At 70.6% G+C, this 20,672-nt stretch carries 19 protein-coding genes and 1 pseudogene; 11 read left to right on the top strand and 9 right to left on the bottom strand.

All coding sequences use genetic code 11. The features are described from left to right. The first annotated feature begins 173 nt into the window (after nt 1-173). Entirely contained in the window at nt 174-785 is a 612-nt protein-coding gene (locus BM085_RS03850) for a TetR/AcrR family transcriptional regulator (protein WP_093885620.1), read from the top strand. Nucleotides 786-879: 94 nt separating this feature from the next. Here BM085_RS03850 and BM085_RS03845 read toward each other — a convergent pair whose 3' ends face one another. Further along, nucleotides 880-1,302 carry a MerR family transcriptional regulator gene (locus BM085_RS03845; protein WP_093885619.1) on the bottom strand — a complete coding sequence of 141 codons (423 nt, stop codon included), beginning with the start codon at nt 1,300-1,302 and terminating at the stop codon, nt 880-882. A 454-nt stretch (nt 1,303-1,756) separates the two neighbouring features. On the opposite strand from BM085_RS03845, the gene BM085_RS03840 reads away from it, so the two are divergent. Beyond that, nucleotides 1,757-3,241, top strand: a complete 1,485-nt coding sequence (locus BM085_RS03840; protein WP_218158604.1) for a SulP family inorganic anion transporter — start codon at nt 1,757-1,759, stop codon at nt 3,239-3,241. Nucleotides 3,242-3,396: 155 nt separating this feature from the next. Here the strand turns inward: BM085_RS03840 and BM085_RS45680 are convergent. Then, nucleotides 3,397-3,558, bottom strand: a pseudogene (locus tag BM085_RS45680) (DUF4158 domain-containing protein); the annotation flags it as partial. Nucleotides 3,559-3,941: 383 nt separating this feature from the next. Between BM085_RS45680 and BM085_RS03830 the strand changes: the two are divergent. Then, complete coding sequence (locus tag BM085_RS03830; protein ID WP_245789107.1) at nt 3,942-4,499, top strand: hypothetical protein; 558 nt, start codon at nt 3,942-3,944, stop codon at nt 4,497-4,499. 162 nt (nt 4,500-4,661) lie between these two features. Here BM085_RS03830 and BM085_RS03825 read toward each other — a convergent pair whose 3' ends face one another. Next, nucleotides 4,662-5,273 (bottom strand): hypothetical protein, encoded by a 612-nt coding sequence (locus BM085_RS03825; RefSeq protein ID WP_245789106.1) that lies wholly within the window; start codon nt 5,271-5,273, stop codon nt 4,662-4,664. Between the two features lie 541 nt (nt 5,274-5,814). On the opposite strand from BM085_RS03825, the gene BM085_RS03820 reads away from it, so the two are divergent. Further along, the gene (locus BM085_RS03820; protein ID WP_245789105.1) at nt 5,815-6,729 is read left to right on the top strand and encodes an AraC family transcriptional regulator; all 915 of its coding nucleotides are present in this window, start codon (nt 5,815-5,817) and stop codon (nt 6,727-6,729) included. A gap of 85 nt (nt 6,730-6,814) precedes the next feature. After that, on the top strand, nt 6,815-7,936 hold the full coding sequence (locus tag BM085_RS03815) for a tyrosine-type recombinase/integrase (RefSeq protein WP_093885617.1): 1,122 nt from the start codon (nt 6,815-6,817) through the stop codon (nt 7,934-7,936). 150 nt (nt 7,937-8,086) lie between these two features. On the opposite strand, the gene BM085_RS03810 is transcribed toward BM085_RS03815, so the two are convergent. Then, entirely contained in the window at nt 8,087-8,341 is a 255-nt protein-coding gene (locus BM085_RS03810) for a helix-turn-helix domain-containing protein (protein WP_031162214.1), read from the bottom strand. A gap of 65 nt (nt 8,342-8,406) precedes the next feature. Between BM085_RS03810 and BM085_RS42685 the strand changes: the two genes are divergently transcribed. Together BM085_RS42685 and BM085_RS03805 are read left to right on the top strand one after the other, a co-directional pair. Beyond that, a complete protein-coding gene (locus BM085_RS42685; protein ID WP_143120791.1) occupies nt 8,407-8,580 on the top strand; it encodes a DUF2776 domain-containing protein in 174 nt (57 codons plus the stop codon). 85 nt (nt 8,581-8,665) lie between these two features. Then, a complete protein-coding gene (locus tag BM085_RS03805; protein WP_093885616.1) occupies nt 8,666-8,971 on the top strand; it encodes a DUF3817 domain-containing protein in 306 nt (101 codons plus the stop codon). 44 nt (nt 8,972-9,015) lie between these two features. Here BM085_RS03805 and BM085_RS03800 read toward each other — a convergent pair whose 3' ends face one another. From BM085_RS03800 to BM085_RS03780, 5 genes are all read right to left on the bottom strand, one after another. Continuing rightward, a complete protein-coding gene (locus BM085_RS03800) occupies nt 9,016-9,972 on the bottom strand; it encodes a DUF4037 domain-containing protein (RefSeq protein WP_342742846.1) in 957 nt (318 codons plus the stop codon). Between the two features lie 137 nt (nt 9,973-10,109). Then, entirely contained in the window at nt 10,110-10,868 is a 759-nt protein-coding gene (locus BM085_RS03795) for a GNAT family N-acetyltransferase (RefSeq protein ID WP_093885615.1), read from the bottom strand. Nucleotides 10,869-10,873: 5 nt separating this feature from the next. Next, the gene (gene purB, locus BM085_RS03790; RefSeq protein ID WP_093885614.1) at nt 10,874-12,304 is read right to left on the bottom strand and encodes an adenylosuccinate lyase; all 1,431 of its coding nucleotides are present in this window, start codon (nt 12,302-12,304) and stop codon (nt 10,874-10,876) included. Between the two features lie 339 nt (nt 12,305-12,643). Next, entirely contained in the window at nt 12,644-13,051 is a 408-nt protein-coding gene (locus tag BM085_RS03785) for a spore-associated protein A (RefSeq protein ID WP_143120790.1), read from the bottom strand. 455 nt (nt 13,052-13,506) lie between these two features. Beyond that, complete coding sequence (locus tag BM085_RS03780; protein ID WP_093885612.1) at nt 13,507-16,779, bottom strand: efflux RND transporter permease subunit; 3,273 nt, start codon at nt 16,777-16,779, stop codon at nt 13,507-13,509. Between the two features lie 114 nt (nt 16,780-16,893). On the opposite strand from BM085_RS03780, the gene BM085_RS03775 reads away from it, so the two are divergent. The 4 genes from BM085_RS03775 to BM085_RS03760 all read left to right on the top strand — a co-directional run bounded on the left by BM085_RS03775 (nt 16,894) and on the right by BM085_RS03760 (nt 20,385). Then, a complete protein-coding gene (locus BM085_RS03775) occupies nt 16,894-17,361 on the top strand; it encodes a MarR family winged helix-turn-helix transcriptional regulator (RefSeq protein WP_093885611.1) in 468 nt (155 codons plus the stop codon). A gap of 115 nt (nt 17,362-17,476) precedes the next feature. Then, a complete protein-coding gene (locus tag BM085_RS03770; RefSeq protein WP_093885610.1) occupies nt 17,477-18,646 on the top strand; it encodes an MFS transporter in 1,170 nt (389 codons plus the stop codon). A gap of 141 nt (nt 18,647-18,787) precedes the next feature. Next, nucleotides 18,788-19,570: an ATP-binding cassette domain-containing protein gene (locus BM085_RS03765; RefSeq protein ID WP_281249813.1), complete on the top strand. Its 783-nt coding sequence runs from the start codon at nt 18,788-18,790 to the stop codon at nt 19,568-19,570. After that, entirely contained in the window at nt 19,567-20,385 is an 819-nt protein-coding gene (locus tag BM085_RS03760) for an ABC transporter permease (protein ID WP_093885609.1), read from the top strand. The genes BM085_RS03765 and BM085_RS03760 overlap by 4 nt, the downstream gene beginning before the upstream one ends. The last annotated feature ends 287 nt before the right edge of the window (nt 20,386-20,672 follow it).

Raw genomic sequence — 20,672 nt, 5'->3', positions numbered from 1 at the left:
GGGCGAGGCGCCGCTGTCGGCTGCACATTTCCTGCCTCCTGTCGCGCCATGAACGTCTCTCCCCGCATTAGAACAATGTGATCACATCGCTTTGCTATGCTTGGGACGGTACGCGGTCACTCGTAGCAGGTCAAACGGACGCGACCGCACCACCTGGAGGTGAAGGGGAGCCCATGAGCCGTGGAATTCGAGGCGTAGGAGCCCAGCACGAGCAGCGGCGCACCGAGATCGCCGACGCGGTGCTGGCCATCGTCGCCGAGCGTGGCCTGGCCGCGGTGTCCCAAAGCGCTGTGGCCGCCCAGGCCGGCGTCTCCGCCGGCCGTGTCCAGCACTACTTCCCGGCCAAGCAGCAGCTCATCGAAGCCGCCTTCGAACGCGGCAACCACCTCAGTAGTGCCCGCATCAGGCAACAGGTTGGCCGCGACCTGGAGGCGGCCGATGCGCGCCTGGTGCTCACCACCGTGCTCGCCGAGCTCATCCCCTACGACGCCGCCACCCGGGCCCACATGCGCGTACGCCAGGCCTTCCACGCCCTCGCACTCGCCGATGAGGTCATCGCGGCCAGGCTGCGCCTGCTGTATGACGACTTTCACCGCCAGATGGCCGACCTCATCGGTGAAGGCCGGCGAAGCGGTCGCATCACCGCCGCCCTCGACCCGCACCAGTCGGCGCTGGCCCTTGTGGCCTTGGCCGAAGGGCTCGCCTCCTACGTGCTCATCGATCTCACCTGCGCCGGCACGGCACGCGAGCTCCTGCTGGCGGCCGTCGCCGACCTCTACCGGTAGGCCCCCTCGCCGGGCCTCTGCCAGAGGAGCCAGAGCGCCGAACGCTCCTGCTCGTCATGGAGACAGTCCGGCAGCAAGCGGGTGACGTCCGAGGTCAGGCGGGGAGGCGGCCGTCGGCGGGCGCGGCTTGGTCCAGGCGGGCATGGAGAGTGGCGGCGAAATCCTCGGCGCGTTCCAGCTGGGTCCGCAGGTCGGCGATCCGGTCGAGGGCTATGCGCTCATAGCCCCGCACACGTTCCATGAGCTGGTCGAGCTCGTCGGGTTCGAGGCGGTCGGGGTCATCCAGCCGGTCGGTGGCCTCCAGCAGGTCACCCATCTGTTCCAGGGTGAAGCCGAGCGGCTTCATCCGGCGGATGACCATGAGGCGGGCGACGTCGCGTTCGGTGTAGAGGCGAAAGCCGCCCGCCGAGCGGGCCGAAGGGATGACGAGCCCGACTTCCTCGTAGTGCCGGATCGTCCGCAGGGACAGCTCGGTGCGGGCGGCGACCTCGCCGATCTGCATGTGCCCGGCCTGCATGCCCGATGCCTCCACGCCTGATGCCCCTTGTCCTTTTCGCTGGTCGGCCTGCCCGGGGCAACCCCCCGGAACATCTCTACTCTAACGTTAGGGTAGAGTCAGCATACGGTGAGAGCGGCCCGCGTTGCGCCGCCTGCCCACCGGTGCGGGTGTGAACCCGCGCCGCACCACCCCGCCCCGGGCTGTGGCCGATGACGGCCCGGCCGAGAGCACCGATGCCGAGCAGGAGACCAGCGTGCGCACTCTCATGATGGCAGGCGCCGCTGCCGGCCCGCCGTGATGCCTGGCCCGCGCTGAGACTGGTGTAGGCCCCCTCTCCCCCCATCTTCCGCCCGCCCGTGAGCGGGCGATCCGCGGGCAGCCGCCTTGGCTGCCTGTATGTCCTCGCGCATCCCGCCCGTGAGCGGGGCGCGCCCGAGCACGACAGGTTCTTCTTGCCTTGCAGACTTCCGCACTGCCCGCGGCCGCGCGCCTGCGCGCCTTCCGCCCGTCCTGGCTCTCACCCAAGGTGGCCCGCACCGAGGTGCTGGCCGGCCTGGTCGTCGCCCTGGCCCTGATCCCCGAGGCGATCTCGTTTTCCATCATCGCCGGGGTCGACCCGAGCGTCGGGCTGTTCGCCTCCTTCACCATGGCCGTCACCATCGCCATCGTCGGCGGCCGCCCCGCGATGATCTCAGCGGCGACCGGGGCGATCGCCCTGGTCATCGCCCCCCTCAACCGCGAACACGGCCTGGGCCACCTCATCGCCGCCGTCATCCTCGGCGGCCTCATCCAGATCGTGCTCGGCGGTCTGGGGGTGGCCAAGCTGATGCGGTTCGTGCCGCGCTCGGTGATGGTCGGCTTCGTCAACGCCCTGGCCATCCTCATCTTCGCCGCGCAGATCCCGGAGATGGAGAACGTCCCCTGGGCCGTCTACCCCCTCGTCATCGGCGGCCTGGCCCTCATGGTGTTCTTCCCGCGCATCACCAAGGCGGTTCCCGCGCCGCTGGTGTCCATCGCGATCTTGACCGTCATCACCGTGGCCGCGGGGATCGCTGTGCCGACCGTCGGCGACAAGGGTGCGCTGCCCTCTTCACTGCCGATTCCGGGCCTGCCCGACGTGCCCTTCACCCTGGACACCCTGAAGCTCATCGCCCCCTACGCGCTGGCGATGGCGTTGGTCGGGCTGATGGAGTCGCTGATGACCGCCAAGCTCGTCGACGACCTCACCGACACCCATTCCAACAAAACCCGCGAGTCGATCGGCCAAGGCATCGCCAACGTCGTCACCGGCCTGTTCGGCGGCATGGGCGGCTGCGCGATGATCGGTCAGACGATGATCAACGTGAAGAACGGGGCCCGTACCCGGCTGTCGACGTTCCTGGCCGGGGTGTTCCTGATGGTGTTGTGCATCGTGTTCGGGCCGGTCGTCTCGCAGATTCCGATGGCGGCGCTGGTCGCGGTGATGGTCCTGGTCGCGTTCGGCACCTTCGACTGGCATTCCATCGCCCCCGCCACGCTCAAGCGGATGCCCGCCGGGGAGATCACCGTCATGGTCGTCACCGTCGCCGCGGTCATCGCCACCCACAACCTGGCCATCGGCGTCGTCCTCGGCTCCCTCACCGCCATGGTCATCTTCGCCAGGCGCGTCGCCCACCTCGTCAACGTCACCGCCGTCGCCGACCCCGAGGGTGGTCACGTGGTCTACGCGGTCACCGGGGAGCTGTTCTTCGCCTCCAGCAACGACCTGGTCTCCCAGTTCGACTACGCCGCCGACCCCGACCAGGTGACCATCGACCTGACCGGCGCCCACATCTGGGACGCCTCCTCCGTCGCCGCCCTGGACGCCGTCACCACCAAATACGCCGCCCGCGGCAAAGCCGTTGAGATCATCGGCCTCAACACCCACAGCGCGAAAATGCACGACACGCTCAGCGGCGAACTCACCGGCAGCCACTGAACCGGTCGTGATCGTCGCGGGCGCGCCGGCACCAGCCGCGCATCGCCGCCGGCACCAGCCGCGTGACCGCTGGTGCCGGCGGCGATGCGCCGAGGTGAGCTCGTGGCCACCTTTCTTCGACTACGGCGAGCAAGCCTCAGAAACCAGGGCAACGTCGCGACCATCACGGCCATCCCGAGCCGATCGGCCGGGCCTCGGCCTCGCCCCGGATCCACGAACGCCACATCCGCGGGCGTCAACGTGAGGTGCGTGATCAACTCATCACGGCCGATATCCGGGAACGACCGCAACTGCTCCAACTGCTCGCGAGAGAACATCTTCTCCGACACCGCACCACCCCACGCTCTAGACCGGATAAACCGGAACAGAACGTAGCGGGAACGATCTCAGACTCCGACACTGACCCCTGTATCACCACAGGTCAGAGCTATATCTGTTGGATTCTTCGACAGGACTACTGGGACCCCGCCCTGTCCCGTGGACGGGTGCCGGCGGGTGGTTTCTGCTCATACCTGGTCAACGTCCGAGGGCGGGCGGATGTGAGGTCGGGTGCGGGCCGCTCGGATGGGCGGGTCCGAAGGGGGGAAAGGCGCTCCCCTGGGCGGTGAGCTGCGCCGGGGGGCGTGTTCCGCCGGGCATGGCGGGTGTCCCGCCTGAGGTGTCTGTGCCGGCTCGCTCTGGCGGGCCGGTGGGCTCTGCGGTGGTGCCCGACGCGCCGGGCGCGGACGTGCGCGCCGAGATTGTCGGTGTCACCCCCTACGATGAGCCGACTCGTGGAGGGATGCTGCTGATGCTGGATTCGCTGATAGTGCCGCTGCTGGTCACCACCGATCTGCCGCCGGATGCGGATCTGGCTGAGTTCGGGCGGTTGCTGGCCGACACGGTGCGGACGCTCCAGCATGGCGAGGTCTGTTATGCGGGGTTCCTGCACGGCGGGGTGTTCTGGCTGGATCGGCCCGGCTCCCCTGCCCGCGATGGCGGTCCGGCGCCGTCGACGGCCGACGAGCTGCGATTCGCCGCGCTGATCGGTTATCTGTCCATCTCGGGTCCGCGCAGGCCGGTCAAGGAGGTGGTCGCCGATGCCAGTGGGGCGATCACTGAGGCCGTCGCCGTCCGGTACGGCGATCTGGGTAGTCCTCCGGCGGTGATGGCGATCAGGACCGAGGATGTGCGCGAGCGGACTCCCCCGTCGGCGCTGCTGGTCAGGACCGCTGACGCCGTCGCGGAGCTGGTCGCGGTCACCCGCCCCTACATATGAGTTCTCGCTCCTGCGGGTTTTCGCGGGTGGGGGCTGCTGTCTTCTGTCCGGTGGCGATGGGTGCGGGTGGGCTGGGGTGAGGGTGCCGGGCCTGCCCGGTTCTTCGCTGTCGTCCGCCGTGGGGTCTGTCGGGTGGGGGCTGAGGAGGCAGCCGCGAGGAGGTCAGTCATCTTCGGGATCTGGTGGTTGCGTTGGTTGCGTGGCCGGTGCGATCTCTCGTGGCGTGGTGATCTGGCCGGTGAGTTGAAGCCCATGAGTGAGCGTGTAGTCGAGCTGCCTGGCCAGACGAGGGACGCTCGTCGCGGGCAGGTAGGCGTCGGCGCCGGCGTTGAGCAGGCGTCGGATCGGGCCTTGGTAGTTGACTCCGAGCTCGTGGTCCTCGATTTCGGTGATGATGACACGAGCTTTCGGGAACATCGATCGGAGACTGCCGATCAGCTGCGGGCTGCCTGGTGGTGCCAGCAGCACATCGGTCGTTGCGGGGGCCGCGAGCATGTCGAGCACGATGTAGTCGGCTCCCAGTTGGGTGGACAGCGACATTCGGGCCGCCTTTGACAGCTTCATCGCGGTGGCGACGACGGTCACGTTGTCGTAGTCGATCGGTGGTTGGTCGTCGGCCTCCTGCGGCGTGTCGCGATCGACGATGGCGCCTTGGACCACGTCAACGGTGCTGGAGATCGTCGCGATCGGCGCGCCGTCACGCGTGAGGACCAGGTTCTCACCGGGTTCGAGGGCGTCGATGAGTGCCACGACGTCTTCGGGAAGGTGGGTCACGTCGATTCGCTGTGCAGGGCGTGGGGCGCGTTTTCGGGTCACCATGCCGGGGACACGCTCACGGCTGCGAGGGCAGCCTGCGTCATGCGCGGCCCCGGTCGCCTCTGGGAAGGCCCGGCCATGGTGACATGGTCGCCTGCCTTGAAGGCGCCGTTCAGCCAGACGATCACATGAGTCCCTTCCGATGCTGTGATCTTGTTGGATGCCGCTGCGCGGCCGTTGGTTCGGCGCCGCGCCGGAGTTTCCCTCATCGACCGTGTCTGTGCTTGTCGGGCCGGTGAAACGGCGTGGTCATGGCGCCACCTCCTGAGGTCGGCCGGTGCGACCGCCTGTGGAACCCAAGCCCGTGGGTGGGGTCGGAAGTCACCCCTGAAATCAGATGAAATCAGATTCTCCTGCTCGGCGGGGTCGTTGCCGGTGATTGTTTTCGTGTCGGCTGGGTGGGGGGTGCGCCGGTCGGCTGCCTGTCCCCCTTTTCTTTTTCGCGGGCCGGCCGCCCCTTGTTGAGACTTTCCTATAGGCGCTGCGGGCGGCGGCATGTGTGATCGTCTACTTTGAGCGGGTGGATGTGATCGGTGATCTTCTGGATGGGGTCCGGGCGCTGGGCGGGGTGTTCGGCCGGCCGCCGGCCTGTCCCCCGTGGTCGCTGCGGTTCGTGGCGCCGGCCCGGCTGTCGCTGGCGACGATGGTCGCCGGCCGGGCATGGGTGGTGCCGGCCGCCGGCCGGGCGCGTGCGCTCGGGCCGGGCGATGTGGCGCTGGCATGTGGCGGGCGGCCGTTCGTGATCGCCGATTCGCCGCAGACCCCGCCGCAGTTCGTCGTCCACGGTGAGCAGTGCCGGGGTGAGCTCGGTGCGGGCGGCTGGGCGCGGGGAGGCGCGCTGCTGGTGACCGGTGACTGCCAGGTGGGCGGGGAGTTGCCGGGGCGGCTGCTGGCCGTACTGCCCGAACTGCTGGTGGTGCCGAGTGGGGACGCGCGGCTGGCGCCGGTGCTGGAGCTGGTGGGCGCGGAGGTGGCCGGGGTGGCGCCGGGCCGGCAGGTGGTGCTGGAGCGGCTGCTGGAGATGCTGCTGGTGGTGACGGTGCGGGCGTGGTTCGCGCGGCAGGAGGCGGACGCGCCGGGCTGGTACACGGCGCTGGAGGACCCGCGGATCGGGCGGGTGCTGCGGATGATCCACGATGCCCCGTCGGCGGGCTGGACGGTGGCGTCGCTGGCCGGGGCGGCGGGGATGTCGCGGGCGGCGTTCGCGCGCAGGTTCACCGCGCTGGTGGGCCGTCCTCCGCTGGCGTATCTGACGGAGTGGCGGATGGCGTTGGCGGCCGAGTCGCTGGCGCGGCCGGGCACGACGGTGGCGGCGGCGGCCCGCCAGGTGGGCTATGCCGACGCGTTCGGTTTCAGTGCGGCCTTCAAGCGGGTGCGCGGGGTGAGTCCGAGTGCGGTGCGGGCAGGCGGGTGAGCGCCCGTAGCGGTGCGGGTGGGTGGGTTGTTGTCGGTGGCGGCCGCTACGGTCGGCACATTCGAGGAAGGGTGTCTTTGAAACCATGCGGCCAGCGGATCTGAATCGTCTCACTGTCCAGGAGTCGGCCGATCGCTATGTGGAGCTGATCCGGGCCAAGACGTTGACGGGCGCGCTGTCGCCGGCGACGGCGGAGGTCTACGCGCGGGATGTGGCCACGTTCGTACGGCTGGCGGGTGAGGGGAAGGTCCTGGACGATTTGACCGGCGAGGATGTGGATGCGATTTTGCTGGCTTTCGCGCGTAAGCCCGATGGGCGGCGGGCCGAGCCCGGTGCCGGGCTGCAGTCGGCCTCCTCCCAGTCGCGTTTTCGCCGGTCGGTCTCGGCGTTGTTCAAGCATGCGACGCTGACGGGCTGGGTGCAGATCAATCCGATGGCGCTGGCGACGGTGACGGCCAAGGATCGCGGGGGGTTGCGTCCGGAGCGGCGGGCGCTGACCCGTGAGCAGGCTCAGGGGCTGATCGGTGCGGCGCGTGATCTCAGTGGTCACCGTGGCGACGGCGGCGGCCCGGGTGGCGCGCAGGGTGGCGCGCAGGGTGATGCGGGGGTTGCGGGCGGTGCGGGGGCCGTGCCGGTGGACGGTGCGGCGGGTGCGCAGCGCGGCCGGCGGCGTGACCAGCGTACCGAGCTGCGCGACGCGCTGATCGTGCTGCTGCTGTCGACGATGGGGCCGCGGGTCTCGGAGCTGGTACGGGCGAATGTAGAGGATTTCTACACCAACGACGGGGTGCGTTACTGGCGGATCTTCGGCAAGGGCGGCAAGACGCGTGATGTGCCGCTGCCGGGTGACGTCGCCCGTGTGCTGGAGGCCTATCTGCTGGAGCGGGGCCGGGCCGACGCGCCGGAGAAGGCGCTGCTGCTGTCGTGGCGGGGCAGGCGGCTGGCGCGGGGGGATGTGCAGGCGGTGATCGACCGGGTGCAGCGGCGGGTGGATCCCGACCGGCGGCGTTCGGTGACCCCGCATGGCCTGCGGCACACCACCGCCACCCATCTGCTGGCCGACGCGGTCGACATGGACGCGGTCCGGCGGGTGCTGGGGCACAGTGATCTGGCGACGTTGGGCCGCTACCGCGATGAGTTGCCCGGTGAGCTGGAGGTGGCGATGCGGGCTCATCCGCTGTTGCGCGGGCCGTCCGGCGGCCGGTGAGGGGTGTGGTGGTCCGGGCCGGGCGGCGCCGTTCGGTGGCGCCGCCCGGGTGGCCGGCTCACGGGTCCGCCTGGGGCGGGCCGCTCTGACGGCTCGCCGCCCGGAGGGCGTCCGTCGCGGGGGTCTGTCGTGAGTGGGGTGTGTGGGGGCTCAGGCGGCGCGTTCGGCGGCGGCGACCTCGGCCAGGACGTCCAGGGAGACGCCCAGGGTGTGGGCGAGGGCGGCGATGGTGAAGAAGGCGGGGGTCGGGACCCGGCCGGTTTCGATCTTGCGGAGGGTCTCGGCCGACAGTCCCGCGGCGGCGGCGACCTCGGCCATGCTGCGGGTGCCCCGCGCCTGGCGCAGGATCGCGCCCAGCCGGTGGCCGCGTTCGTGGTCGAGCTGGGTCAGTGGAGGGCGCACCATGAAAAGCACTCTAGCAACCGCGACGACAATGCCGGTATATGTATTGGCATCCGGGATGGTGTCGCATGGTGGAGACCAAGAGCGCGGCCGGGATGGAGGCCATGCGCGAGACAGGCCGGGCGCCGGCCGCGGTGCGCGGGCACGCGGCGGCGGGGGTCGGCCTGATCACCGCGTGCGTGCCGGGCGGAGGGCTTCGCCGGCCGGAGCGGCCGGTGCGGGCGCCTTCGGGCCGAGCGTGATCGACGCCACCGTCCGGCCGGGCCGCACAGGCCCGCACGCCCCCTAAGCTGGGGGCGTTCCCGGACCTGAGGAGAGGTGTCCGCTGTGCCGACCGCACTGCGTCTGTTCCGTTATGTGGCGATCGCCGAGGCGTGTTCATGGGCGGGACTACTCGTCGGCATGTTCTTCAAATACATCGCAGACTCCGGCGACCTCGGCGTGAAGATCTTCGGTCCGGTCCACGGCCTGCTGTTCGTGCTGTACGTGGCCGGGGTGCTGGCCGCGGCCCGGGCGGCGCGCTGGGGGGTGGGCACGATCGTGCTGGGCCTGGCGTGCGCGGTGCCGCCGTTCACCTCGCTGTGGTTCGAGCGGCGCATGCTGGCCCAGCGGCGCGAGCCGGTCGCGGCCTGACCGCCCCCCTGGCGGCGCTGCCCCGTTTTTCCCGGCGCCTTGCCTCACCGGCCTTCCAGCACCGCCCTCGTCACCGCCCGGCACCGCCCGGGGCAGGTGAGCAGGTCGGTGGAGTCGCCGAACTGGTCGACCGAGCCGACCGGCGGCAGAGCCCGCACCCACGGGTCGGCGATGGCCTGGCTGAGCGCGTCGGCGAACCGCCCGCCGTCGATGACCTCCAAGGGCCGCCGGTGGAACCCGCGCGTGGTGGTCTCCAGCGGCCGGCTCAGGCCGAGCCGGTTGTGCATCTGGGCCACCCGCTCATAGGCGTAGCCCAGATGCCGCTGCCGCTCGCGCCACCCGTCGGCGGCCAGCGCGCCCGACAGCGCCTGGCCGATCTCGGCGGTGCCGGGAAGGCGGGCGAAGGCGCTGCCGAGCCATTTGCCGTAGGGCGGGTAGCGGCGGCGCATCAGCAGGGTCAGCCGCATCAGGTCACGGGCCAGGCTCGCGGTCAGCACGGCCGAGCCGAGATCGTCGCCGACCTCACCGCACCGGCCGGGGAAGGCCTCCTGCCGGGCCAGGCGTGTCCACTGGCAGGCCAGCACATACCGCCACAGGTCGTCCGGATACCAGCGCAGGGCGCTGCGGGCGGGCTCCAGCACGTGCAGGCCGTCGTGGAAGACCTCGCCGCGGGTGACCTCCGCCAGCCGCTGCCAGGGGGTGGCCAGCCAGTCCAGCGCCCCGAACTGCCCCAGCGGATCGAAGCCGAGCCGCTCCTTCAGCCAGGCGGAGGCTCCGGTGACCTCGACGCCGTGGTCGGCGCCGAACGCGGTGGGGTAGCCGCCGAAGGTGGCGGGCAGGCCGGCGGTGACCGACGCGCGCAGCTGCCGGGCCGTCTCGGGTGCGACGAACAGCACCACCCGGGGTCCCCAGTCGTGGTCGGTGGAGCGTTCGGTGTCGAACGCCAGCACCTCCGAACCGGCGCCGATCAGCGCCGCGCTGTGCGGCACCTCAGCGACCATCGGCCGCACGACCTGCGCATAGAAGTTACGCGAAAGCTCCAGACCAGGCACAAAACTGGACATCATTTCGTCCACTTTGCCGGGCGGGACCGCCCCGCGCATCAGGTTTTTCCCCCTGCCCGCCGCGACCGCCGGCTCTACTGGCCCACGGTCGCGGCGGCCACCGGGCGCCCGCGCATGCCCAGCCGCTCATAGACGCCGATCGCCGCGCGGTTGTCGGTGTCGACCATCAGGGCCACCCGCCCGTGCTCGGCGGCCAGGGCGGCGAAGGCGAACCGGCACACCCGCCGGGCATATCCCCGGCCCCGATGGGCGGCGGCGGTGGCCACCCCGGCGACGAACCCGACCTGCGGGCACGACCAGGCGTCGGCGGCGGTGGCCACCAGCTCCCCGTCCGCCGCGCGCAGCCCCGCCCAGCGGCGCACCCCCGGCAGGCCGGGAACCGCCCACGACGACGGCGACGCCCCGGCCAGCAGGACGCCCACCTCCTCGTCGGCGCCCTCCAGCCAGCCCACCCGCCCCGGGCCCGCCCCGCCCGCGTCCCGGGCGGCGTTTGGGCCGGTGTCCATCCACTCAAACGGCCGCGCCGGCCCGGTCCCGGGCAGCCGCTCACCCAGCTCCACGATCAGCTCCCGGTCCCCCAGCAGCCGATACGACGGCCCCAGCTCCGGCAGCGCCAGCCCTACCACGGCCGCCACCTGCGCCGCGTCGCCCCGCACCGTCAGGCGATCACGCCGGTTCAGCTCCGGGCTGGCCACCGCCACCGCCTCCCCCAGCGCCCACGCCCGCACCCCGCCGCGCATCCCCTGAGCCGCCCACACCAGCAGCGTGTCGTCATCGCAGGCGGCCGCCACCTCCTCAGCCGCCCGCAGCTCCACCCCCTTCACCGTTGCCATCCCCTTCAGAGGATCGCCCCGGGAGCGTAGGCGGCCGCGGCCGGGTAGCGGGCCACGACCTCACCAACGCGCGCCACGACCGCCTCCACCTGCTCGGCCGCCGCCCCGGTGAACGCGATCCGCTGCCCCAGCAGTTCGGCCAGCGCCGCGGCGTCCAGCGGGAAACGCGCATCGGCCGCCAGACGCTCCAGCAGCTCGTTACCGGCGCCCCGCTCACGCATCGCCAGCGCCGAGGCGACCGCGTGTTCCTTGATCAGCTCATGGGCGCTCTCCCGGCCCGCACCGGCCCGCACCGCGGCCATCAGCATCTTCGTCGTCGCCAGGAACGGCAGGTACCGGTCCAGCTCAGCGGCGATGACCGCCGGGAACGAGCCGAACTCCGACAACACCGTCAGCATCGTCTCCACCAGCCCGTCGAAGGCGAAGAACGCATCCGGCAACGCCACCCGCCGCACCACCGAACACGACACATCCCCCTCGTTCCACTGGTCGCCCGCCAGCTCCCCCACCATGGAGGCATAACCGCGCAAGACCACGGTCAGCCCGTTGACCCGCTCACACGAACGCGTGTTCATCTTGTGCGGCATCGCCGAAGAGCCCACCTGCCCCTCGGCGAACCCCTCGGTGACCAGCTCGTGCCCGGCCATCAACCGGACCGTCTTGGCCAGCGAGGAAGGAGCGGCCGCCAGCTGCACCAGCGCCGTGACCACCTCGTAATCCAGCGACCGGGGATAGACCTGCCCCACACTGGTCAGGCGCCGGGCGAACCCCAGATGCCCCGCCACCCGATCCTCCAGCTCCGCCAGCCTGCCCCGGTCGCCCCCCAGCAGATCCAGCATGTCCTGAGCGGTGCCGACCGGACCCTTGATGCCGCGCAGCGGATAACGCGCGATCAGCTCCTCCAACCGGGCGAAAGCCACCAGCAGCTCATCGGCCGCCGACGCGAAACGCTTGCCCAGCGTGGTCGACTGCGCGGCCACATTGTGCGACCGGCCCGCCATCACCGTGCCCGAATGCTCAGCCGCCAGCCCGCCCAGCCGCGCCAGCAACGCCACACACCGATCCCGCACCACCAGCAGGCTGTCGCGGATCTGCAACTGCTCGACGTTCTCGGTCAGGTCCCGCGACGTCATGCCCTTGTGCACATGCTCATGCCCGGCCAGGGCGTTGAACTCCTCGATCCGGGCCTTCACATCATGACGGGTGACCCGCTCCCGCTCGGCGATGGAGGCCAGATCCACCTGCTCGACGACCTTGTCGTAGTCGGCCACCGCCTGCGGGGCGACGGCCACCCCCAGCTGCGCCTGCGCGGCCAGCACCGCCAGCCACAGGCGGCGCTCGGCCACCACCTTGTACTCGGGAGACCACAGACGGGCCAGCTCCGCCGAGGCATAGCGGGCGGCCAGGACATTGGGGATACGCGGCTTGGCAGTCACGTTGCGTCAGTCTATTGCGATCCCGCCACCATGCCCCGCACAGGGGCACCCCCAACCCCGCCGCACCGTGAAAACCCCGCCGCACCGGCCCCCGCGACCACGGCACAGCCGGTCGCCGCACGGCGCGAACCCCACCGTACGGCGACCGGCGCGACCCACCCGGACCGGCGCCTACCACGCCCAAGCCTGCTCACCGGCGTCGTGGCCCTTCACCTTCGGCCTCATGCTCGTCTCGGGAACGGCACAGGCGGCCGGCCTCGGTGCGGCCGCCGCCGCACGGACCGGCGAAGCTGAGACACCGGCGCAGCCGCCCCGGTGCCGCGCGAGTGAGCGGCCGCGTCAGCCGCAGGCCACCTTGTTGGCGCCGGCGCCGGCGCCGGCGATCATGCCGCGGTAGTCGATGCAGGAGTTCTTGCCGTACAGGAAGACGGGTCCCGCGTACGAGTGGAACTTGCCGTCCTCGGACTTGTACTTCTGGTGATTGCTCGAAAGCCGGATCCAGACGCTCATCTGCACCGCCGTGCTGTACCTGCGGTTGGCGATGGCGACGGCGCAGTTGTAGCCGTTCGAGCTGTTGTAGGTGACAAACACCGTCCCGGTCGTGCTGCTTACGCTGTGGCTGACCGAGTAACCCGAGCCGCAGGAGCCGTTGTAGCTCGCAGCCGAGGCGGGGCCGGCGGTCACCATCCCGCCGGCAAGGGTCGCGGTCGTGATCAAACCCGCCGCGGCCATGCGCCTTAACTTCATGACAATTCCATCCTGATCTTTACGAAGACCCGCCCAGCATGATCACGAAGACCCTACTCCCCCGAACAGCGCCTCAACCCGGAAAACCAGGCGATACGAGGCAGCCGCCGAGCCACTCCCGAGCGGCAGCCACGGGCAGGTCCGCAAGAAGGCGACACCGCCCCGGGCGGGCAGGAGACGGCCAGAGCCGACGAAACGCGCATCGGCCACCAGACGCTCCAGCAGCTCGTTACCAGCGCCCCGCTCAGGCATCGCCAGCACAGACTCAACCGCCCACCCCAGGCAGTCCGACCAGGCACAAGCCCAAGCGGGCGGCCAGAGCCGCTACGGCGCCACACCGCCCACCCCAGGGGGACCCGCCCCCGCCTCGGCACGAGCACCACGAAACAGCCGGTCGCCGTACGGTGCGAACCCCACCGTACGGCGACCGGCACACCTCACCCGCGAACGGGCGCCTACCGGGCCGAAGCCAGCTCGTCGGCGTCGTAGACCTTCACCTCGGCCTCGTGCCTGCCGGGCCTGGACCCGCGGCCGAACCGCTCCTTGGTCCGCTCCAGCATCACATACAGCGTCGGCACCAGCACCAGCGTCAACAGCGTCGACGACAACAGACCGCCGATCACCACGATCGCCAGCGGCTGGGAGATGAACCCACCCGACCCGGTCAGGCCCAGCGCCATCGGGATCAACGCGAAGATCGTCGCCACCGCGGTCATCAGGATCGGCCGCAGACGCCGCCGGCCCCCCTCGATCACCGCCTCCACCACGCCCATCCCCTGCTCCCGATACTGGTTGATCAGATCGATCAGCACGATGGCGTTGGTCACCACGATGCCGATCAGCATCAGCATGCCGATCAGCGCCGGAACACCCAGCGGCGTCCCCGTGGCCAGCAGCAGCCCGATCGCGCCGGTCGCCGCGAACGGCACCGACACCAGCAGCACCAGCGGCTGCACGAAACTACGGAACGTCGCCACCATGATCATGAAGACGATCGCGATGGCCGCCAGCATCGCCAGCCCCAGCTGCCCGAAGGCCTCCTCCTGGTCGGCGCTGACACCACCGACGGTGTACTTCGCCCCCGCCGGCAACGACACCCCCTCCAGCTTCGCCGTCAGCGCCGCGGTGACACTGCCCAGGTCGCTGCCGGTGGCCGTACCCGACACCGTCGCACTGCGCTCACCGTCGATCCGCGTCACCTGCGTCGGCCCGTCGACCCTGGCCACCTTCGCCACATCCGACAACTCGACCTCGCCGGCGGCCGACGGCAGCTTCAGCGCACCGATCGCCTTCAGATCCTCCGGCGCCTCATCGACCCGCACAACCAGATCACTGGCCCGCCCGTCCAAGGTGATCTGACCCAGCGGCGCGCCACGGAACCGCTGGGCGACCACCTGCGCGATCTGCGCCTCGGTCAGCCCCTTGGCCGCCGCCTTGCGCCGGTCCACCTGGACCTCCACCCGCCGGCCACTGGCCTGCAGGTTGGAGGAGACATCCCGCAGCCCCTCAAGACCCGCCATCGCACCACGCACCGCCTCGGCCGCGCTCTGCAACGTCGCGGTGTCCGGCCCCTGGACGATCACCTGCAGCTGGTTGGCCGAACCACCGCCCGGCCCCCCCTGCCCGCCGCCGACGGTGACCTCGCCGACATCGGCCAGCGCCTTCAGCCGATCACGCAGCGCGCTCTCCAGCGCCGCGGTGTCGGCGCCCTCGGCGACCGTCACCGAATAAGAGGCACGATCACCGCCACCACCCGTCGCCCCCATGAACCCGCCGCCGGCACCCACATTGACCTGGTAGCCCTCCACCTCCTCCAGAGAGCCCAGCACCTCCTCCACCTTCTTGGCCGCCGCGTCCGTGGTGGCCAAATCGGTGCCGGCAGGCATCTTCTGCGTCACCGACAGCGTGTTCTGCCCCGAAGAGTCCAGGAAGTTGGTCTCCAGCCGACCGGCCAGGCCCATCGTCCCCACGAAGATCACAACACCGACCAGGACGGTGACCAGCCGCCGCCTGGTCGCAAAGCGCAACACCGGCATATAGGCACGCTGCAACGGACTGCGCAGCTCCTTGGCCTCAGCCTCCTCACGCACCGCACGCGCCCGCTCGGCACTGAGCACCGGCGCCTTCAAAAACCAGTAGGCCAGCACCGGGATCACCGTCAGCGACACCAGCAACGAAGCCAGCAACGCCACCGTCACCGTGATCGCGAACGGCGCGAACAACTGCCCCACCATGCCACCGACCACCGCGATCGGCAGGAACACCGCCACCGTGGTCAGCGTCGAGGCCGTCACCGCCCCGCTCACCTCACGCACACCCGCCAGCACCGCCGCACGCTTGGCCTCGCCGTAGCCCAGATGCCGCTTGATGTTCTCCAACACCACGATCGAGTCGTCCACCACCCGCCCGACCGCGATCGTCAACGCCCCCAGCGTGAGCATGTTGAGCGAGTAGTCACCCAGCCACAGAGCGATCAGCGCGATGACCACCGACAGCGGGATCGACACCGCCGTCACCAGCGTCGAACGCACCGACAACAAGAAGACCAAGATGACCAGCACCGCGAAGACCAGACCCAGCAGGCCCTCGGTGGTCAGATCCTCGATCGAACGCTCCACATACGGCGCCTGGTCGAAGACCACCGTCACCTGCGCCGAATCGCCGATCGCCCGGACCAGCTCGGCCTTCTTGTCATTGACCGCATGAGAGATCGCCACCGCGTTGCCGTCGGGCGTCATCGTCACCGACACCCCCAGGCTCGGCTCACCGTTGGTGCGCGTCAGCGAGGTGCTGTCAGCCAGCGAACGCTCGACCTCGGCCACCTCACCCAGCTTCACCGGCTTGGGCGCCGCGACCGGAAGCTGCGCCTGCCGGGCCCGCTGCTGGGCCGCGGCCGCACTGCCCTGCCCCGGCGCCTGACGCCCCTGCTGAGCGGCCTGCTGCGCCTGCGCCTGAGCCTGCGCCTGCTGCTGGGCCTGAGCCGCAACCGCCGGGATCAGATAGAGGTTCTTCAGATCCTCGATCGAAGTGATCCGGCTGCCCACCTGAACCGTCAGCGACGCCTTGTCCTGCACCAGACTGCCCGCCGGAACCGGCTGCCCGTTGGCGCGCAGCGCATCGGTCACCGCCGTCGGCGCCAGCCCGCGCGCGGCGAGCTTCTTGACATCCGCAGTGATCACCACGGTCTCGTCCCGGGCGCCGGTCACCACGGCCTCACGGACGCCGTCGATGCCCTGAAGCTCCGGCACCATGATCCGCTGGAGCTTGTCGGCCATGGCCCGCTCGTCACCGCCGGTCCCCACCGCCAGCACCAGCACCGGAATGTCGTCGGTGCCGCCCGCCAGGACCTGCGGGTCCACCCCGTCGGGCAGCTGGGCGCCGATCCGCGACACCGCCTGCTGCATCTTCGCCACCGCCGCGTCGATGTCGGTGCCGTACTCGAAGGCCACCTGAACCTGCGACATCCCCTCCTGGGAGGTGGAGGTGACCTCGGTGACCCCCTCGATGCCCTGGAAACTGTCCTCGATCGGCTTGGTGACCTGCTCCTCCACGATCTCGGGAGAGGCGCCCATGTAAGGGGCGACCACGAACGCGCCCGGGAACGAAAGCGAAGGCAGAAGCTGTTGTTTCAGCGACGGGATCGCGAAGGCGCCGAACGCGCTCAACACGACCGCGATCATTATGACAAGGCTGCGGTTGGCAAGGCTCAACCTGGCCAAGGCGGTCATGGGGGCGGACTCCTAGGGGGACGTCACAATAAGTTTCGCCCACACTAACACTTCGCCTCACACGAATATTTAACGCTGCCTTGCCATCCTGATAACCTTCTCAGGAAGCGAGAGGTGAGTGTGAACGACGAACGCGACCGACTGATCCACCGGATCGGCGAACTCCAGCACGACCTGGCACGACTCTTCGCCCAAGACCGCCCCCCCTCCCCCCTGTTCGACTCCAACCTCACCATGCGCCAGCTCAAGGTCGTCATGCTCCTGTCCTTCCAGGACTCCGCCTCCGGCCAGGACCTCGCCCACCACCTCGGCGTCGGCCTCGGCACCGTCACCGGCATCGTCGACCGCCTCGTCGGCCACGGCCTCGTCACCCGCCGCGAAGACCCCCACGACCGCCGCATCCGCCGCGTCGAACTCACCCCCGCCGGCCGCACCCTCACCGAACAGATCGCCGACGCCGGCCTCGCCGACTTCCGCCGCCTCCTGCACTGCCTCGACACCCCCACCCTCCACGACCTCTCCAACGTCATGGACAAGATCCAAGCCGCCGCCCTCACCCTCTCCACCGAAAAAACCACCTGAAAACGGCACGGCAGCCCCCCGGGCACACCGGACCACCGCCCAGCGGCCACCCTCCACCCAGCGGCCCCGCCCATGATTGAATACGCCCCTGAGCCGAAAACCCCCGGGGGCGCTCATGAGCGACACCACGCCCCGGCAGGCCGCCAACGCCCGCCGAGCCGTGTCCTTCTTCTTCATCCTCCTGGGCACCGTCTCCGGCGCCTGGGCCGCCCGCATCCCCGCCGTCAAACACGACCTCGGCCTCAGCGACGGACAGCTCAGCTACGGCCTCCTGGCCGTAGCCGCCGGCCTCGTCGTCGGCATGCGCTTCGCCGGACGCCTCACCGACCACTTCGGCAGCGCCCGCGTCCTCACCCCCGCCGGCATCGCCACCGCCCTCGCCGTCATCCCCCCCGGCTACGCCCCCACCCTCCCCCTGCTCATCGCCACCCTCTTCCTGTACGGCCTCATCAACGCCTGCCTCGACGTCTCCATGAACGCCCACGGCGCCGAAGTCGAACGCGCCTACGGCCGCCCCATCATGTCCTCCTTCCACGGCGTGTTCAGCGTCGGCGGCCTCATCGGCGCGGGCATCGGCGGCCTGTCCGCCTGGCTCGGCCTCAGCGCCGCGACCACCCTCGCCGCCACCGGCCTCCCCCTGGCCCTCATCTGCCTGCACGCCAGACGCCACCTGCTGCCCACCCGGCCCGCCGCACCGGCCACCACCACCACCCCCGCCCGCCCCCGCTGGTCCAGCTGGATCGTCCTCATGGGCGTCGTCGCCTTCGCCGGCCTCGTCGGCGAAGGCGCCGCCGTCGACTGGACCGCCGTCTACCTCTTCGAAGACCTCGGCGCCCCCCAGAGCGTCGCCGCCCTCGGCTTCGCCGTCTTCTCCGCCGCCATGACCGCCGGCCGCTTCGCCGGAGACCACCTCGCCCAGCGCCTGGGCCCCGTCCGCCTGGTCCGCTACTGCGGACTCCTGGCCGCCCTGGGCCTGTCCATCGCACTGCTCATCGGCCGGGTCCCCATCGCCATCGCCGGCTTCGCCCTGTTCGGCCTGGGCCTGGCCACCATCGTCCCCCAGGTCTTCTCCGCCGCCGCAAACCACGACCCCGCCCGCGCGGGACAGGCCATCGCCCAAGTCGCCACCGTCGGCTACGCCGGACTCGTCGCAGGCCCCGCCATCATCGGCGGCGCCGCCGAGATCATCGGCCTGCCCGGCGCCCTGGCCATCCCCGCTCTCCTCGCCGCCTTCATGGCGGCCTCGGCGGGAGCCCTGCGCCCCCGCACCCCGATCGCCTCCTGAGGCGACTCCCCCGCCGGGGAACACCCCGGCATCGGCCGGCCCCGGACTCCACCCACGACCAGGCACGGGCCGCCGCCACGCCGTTTCGGTAGGCGTTCAGGCGTGGCTTGTGCGCCTACTTCGCTCTTGAGGCCCTCCCGGATGGTCGACTACGGGCCCGTCCCGCCCCTCCCGGTGCGCCGACTCCGCGAAGCCGACCAGGTACGCGCCAGAATCGGACTCGCGGGCCAGTCCGCCGCCGTGGACGAAAAGCTCACCGGCCGCGGCAACCTGCGCATGTTCGCACGCCTGTCCCACCTGCCCCGCCACCACGCACACCGGCGGGCCGACGAACTACTGGAACGCTTCGGCCTGATGGACGCCGCCGACCGGCCGGTTCTCGGCTACTCCGGCGGCATGCGCCGCCGCCTCGACCTGATCACCTGCCTCATCCTGCGCCCCCAGGTGCTCTTCCTGGACGAACCCACCACCGGCCTGGACCCGCGCAGCCGCGGCGAGATCTGGCACAGCATCCGCGACCTCGTGGCGGACGGCACCACGGTAGTGCTCACCACGCAATACCTGGACGAGGCCGACCAACTGGCCGACGACATCGCCGTCGTCGACCACGGGCAGGTGATCGCCACCGGCACTCCCGACGAGCTGAAAGCCACGATCGGCGACCGCCTCGACGTCACCCTCGAAGACCCCGCCACACTGCCTGCGGCGATGACCGTCCTGAACACCCTCACCGGCAACGACCCCACCACGACCGACACCGACCGGCTCAGCGTCGCCCTACCCGGCGGCCGCCTCCGGCTCGCCGACATCGTGCGCGAACTCGACCGCGCCGCAGTCGCCGCCGCCGACGCGAGCCTGCGCCGCCCCACCCTCGACGAGGTGTTCCTGCGCCTCACCGACCGCAAGGAGGAGACCGCGCGATGACCGTCCTCACCTCACCACTGAGCCGCCTGCGCTGGACGCTCACCGACGGACTGACCCTGGTCGGCCGCGAACTGAGCCGGCTGCGGCAAGAGCCCGGACAGATCGTCGCCACGCTGGTCTTCCCGGTCATCATGGTGGTGCTGTTCGGGTACGTCCTCGGCAGCGCGATCCAGGTGCCGGACGGCGGCGACTACCGCGAGTACCTCATGCCCGGCCTGTTCGCGATGGTGACCTTCTCCGCATGGCTGGGGGTCATGACGCGGATGGCCACCGACGCCTCCCGCGGCGTGATGGACCGGTTCCGCTCCATGCCGACGGCGCGCCTGGCGGTGCCGTTCGGGCAGACCGGCGCCGACCTGCTGACCGGCCTGCCGATGCTGGCCATCATGGTGGGCACGGGCCTGCTGGTGGGCTGGCAGCCGCACCGCGGCCTGATCCCCACCACCCAGGCGTTCCTGCTGATGATCGTGCTGCGGTACGCGCTGAGCTGGGTGGGCGTCTACGTGGGCCTGGCCGTGAAGAACGACCAGGCCGCCGACGCGATGGTGCCCCTGGGCCTGCCGTTCACGATGCTGTCGAACGCGTTCGTCCCGACCGACGGCATGCCGGGCTGGCTGCGCCTCCTGGCCGACTGGAACCCGGTGAGCGCGCTCACCGCCGCCTCACGGGAGCTGTTCGGCAACCCGGGCGCCCCGTCCGGAAACGTGACCTGGCCACTCGCGCATCCGGTAACCGCCGTCCTGCTCTGGTCGGCCGCACTGCTGGTGATCTTCGTCCCGCTGTCGCTCCGCGCCTACATGCGCAGAGGACGCTGAACGCTTTATGGGCGACGGCCACCAGGCGGCCGTTCTCGTGATCGGCCGCCACGAGGGACAGCCGGTCGACCCAGAAGTCGTCCATGCCGGGCAGCGGGTCGGCCACCGGCGACCACGAGTCCCCGTCGAGACGGAAGACGACCCCGTTCCGGCGGACGCCGTAGACGTCCGCGCCGAGGACGCAGGCATCGAAGACACCCCCCCTCGTCCAGCGAAAGCGGCGCCGGTTCGCCGTCCTCGGGTGTCAGGAGAGCGAAGCCCGGGCTCTTGAAGGGACACCGTTGCCT

The organism is Streptosporangium canum (assembly GCF_900113865.1).
GTDB lineage: Bacteria > Actinomycetota > Actinomycetes > Streptosporangiales > Streptosporangiaceae > Streptosporangium > Streptosporangium canum.
Note: the sequence above shows the minus strand (reverse complement) of the source record. Positions and strands in the feature narration are given on the sequence as shown.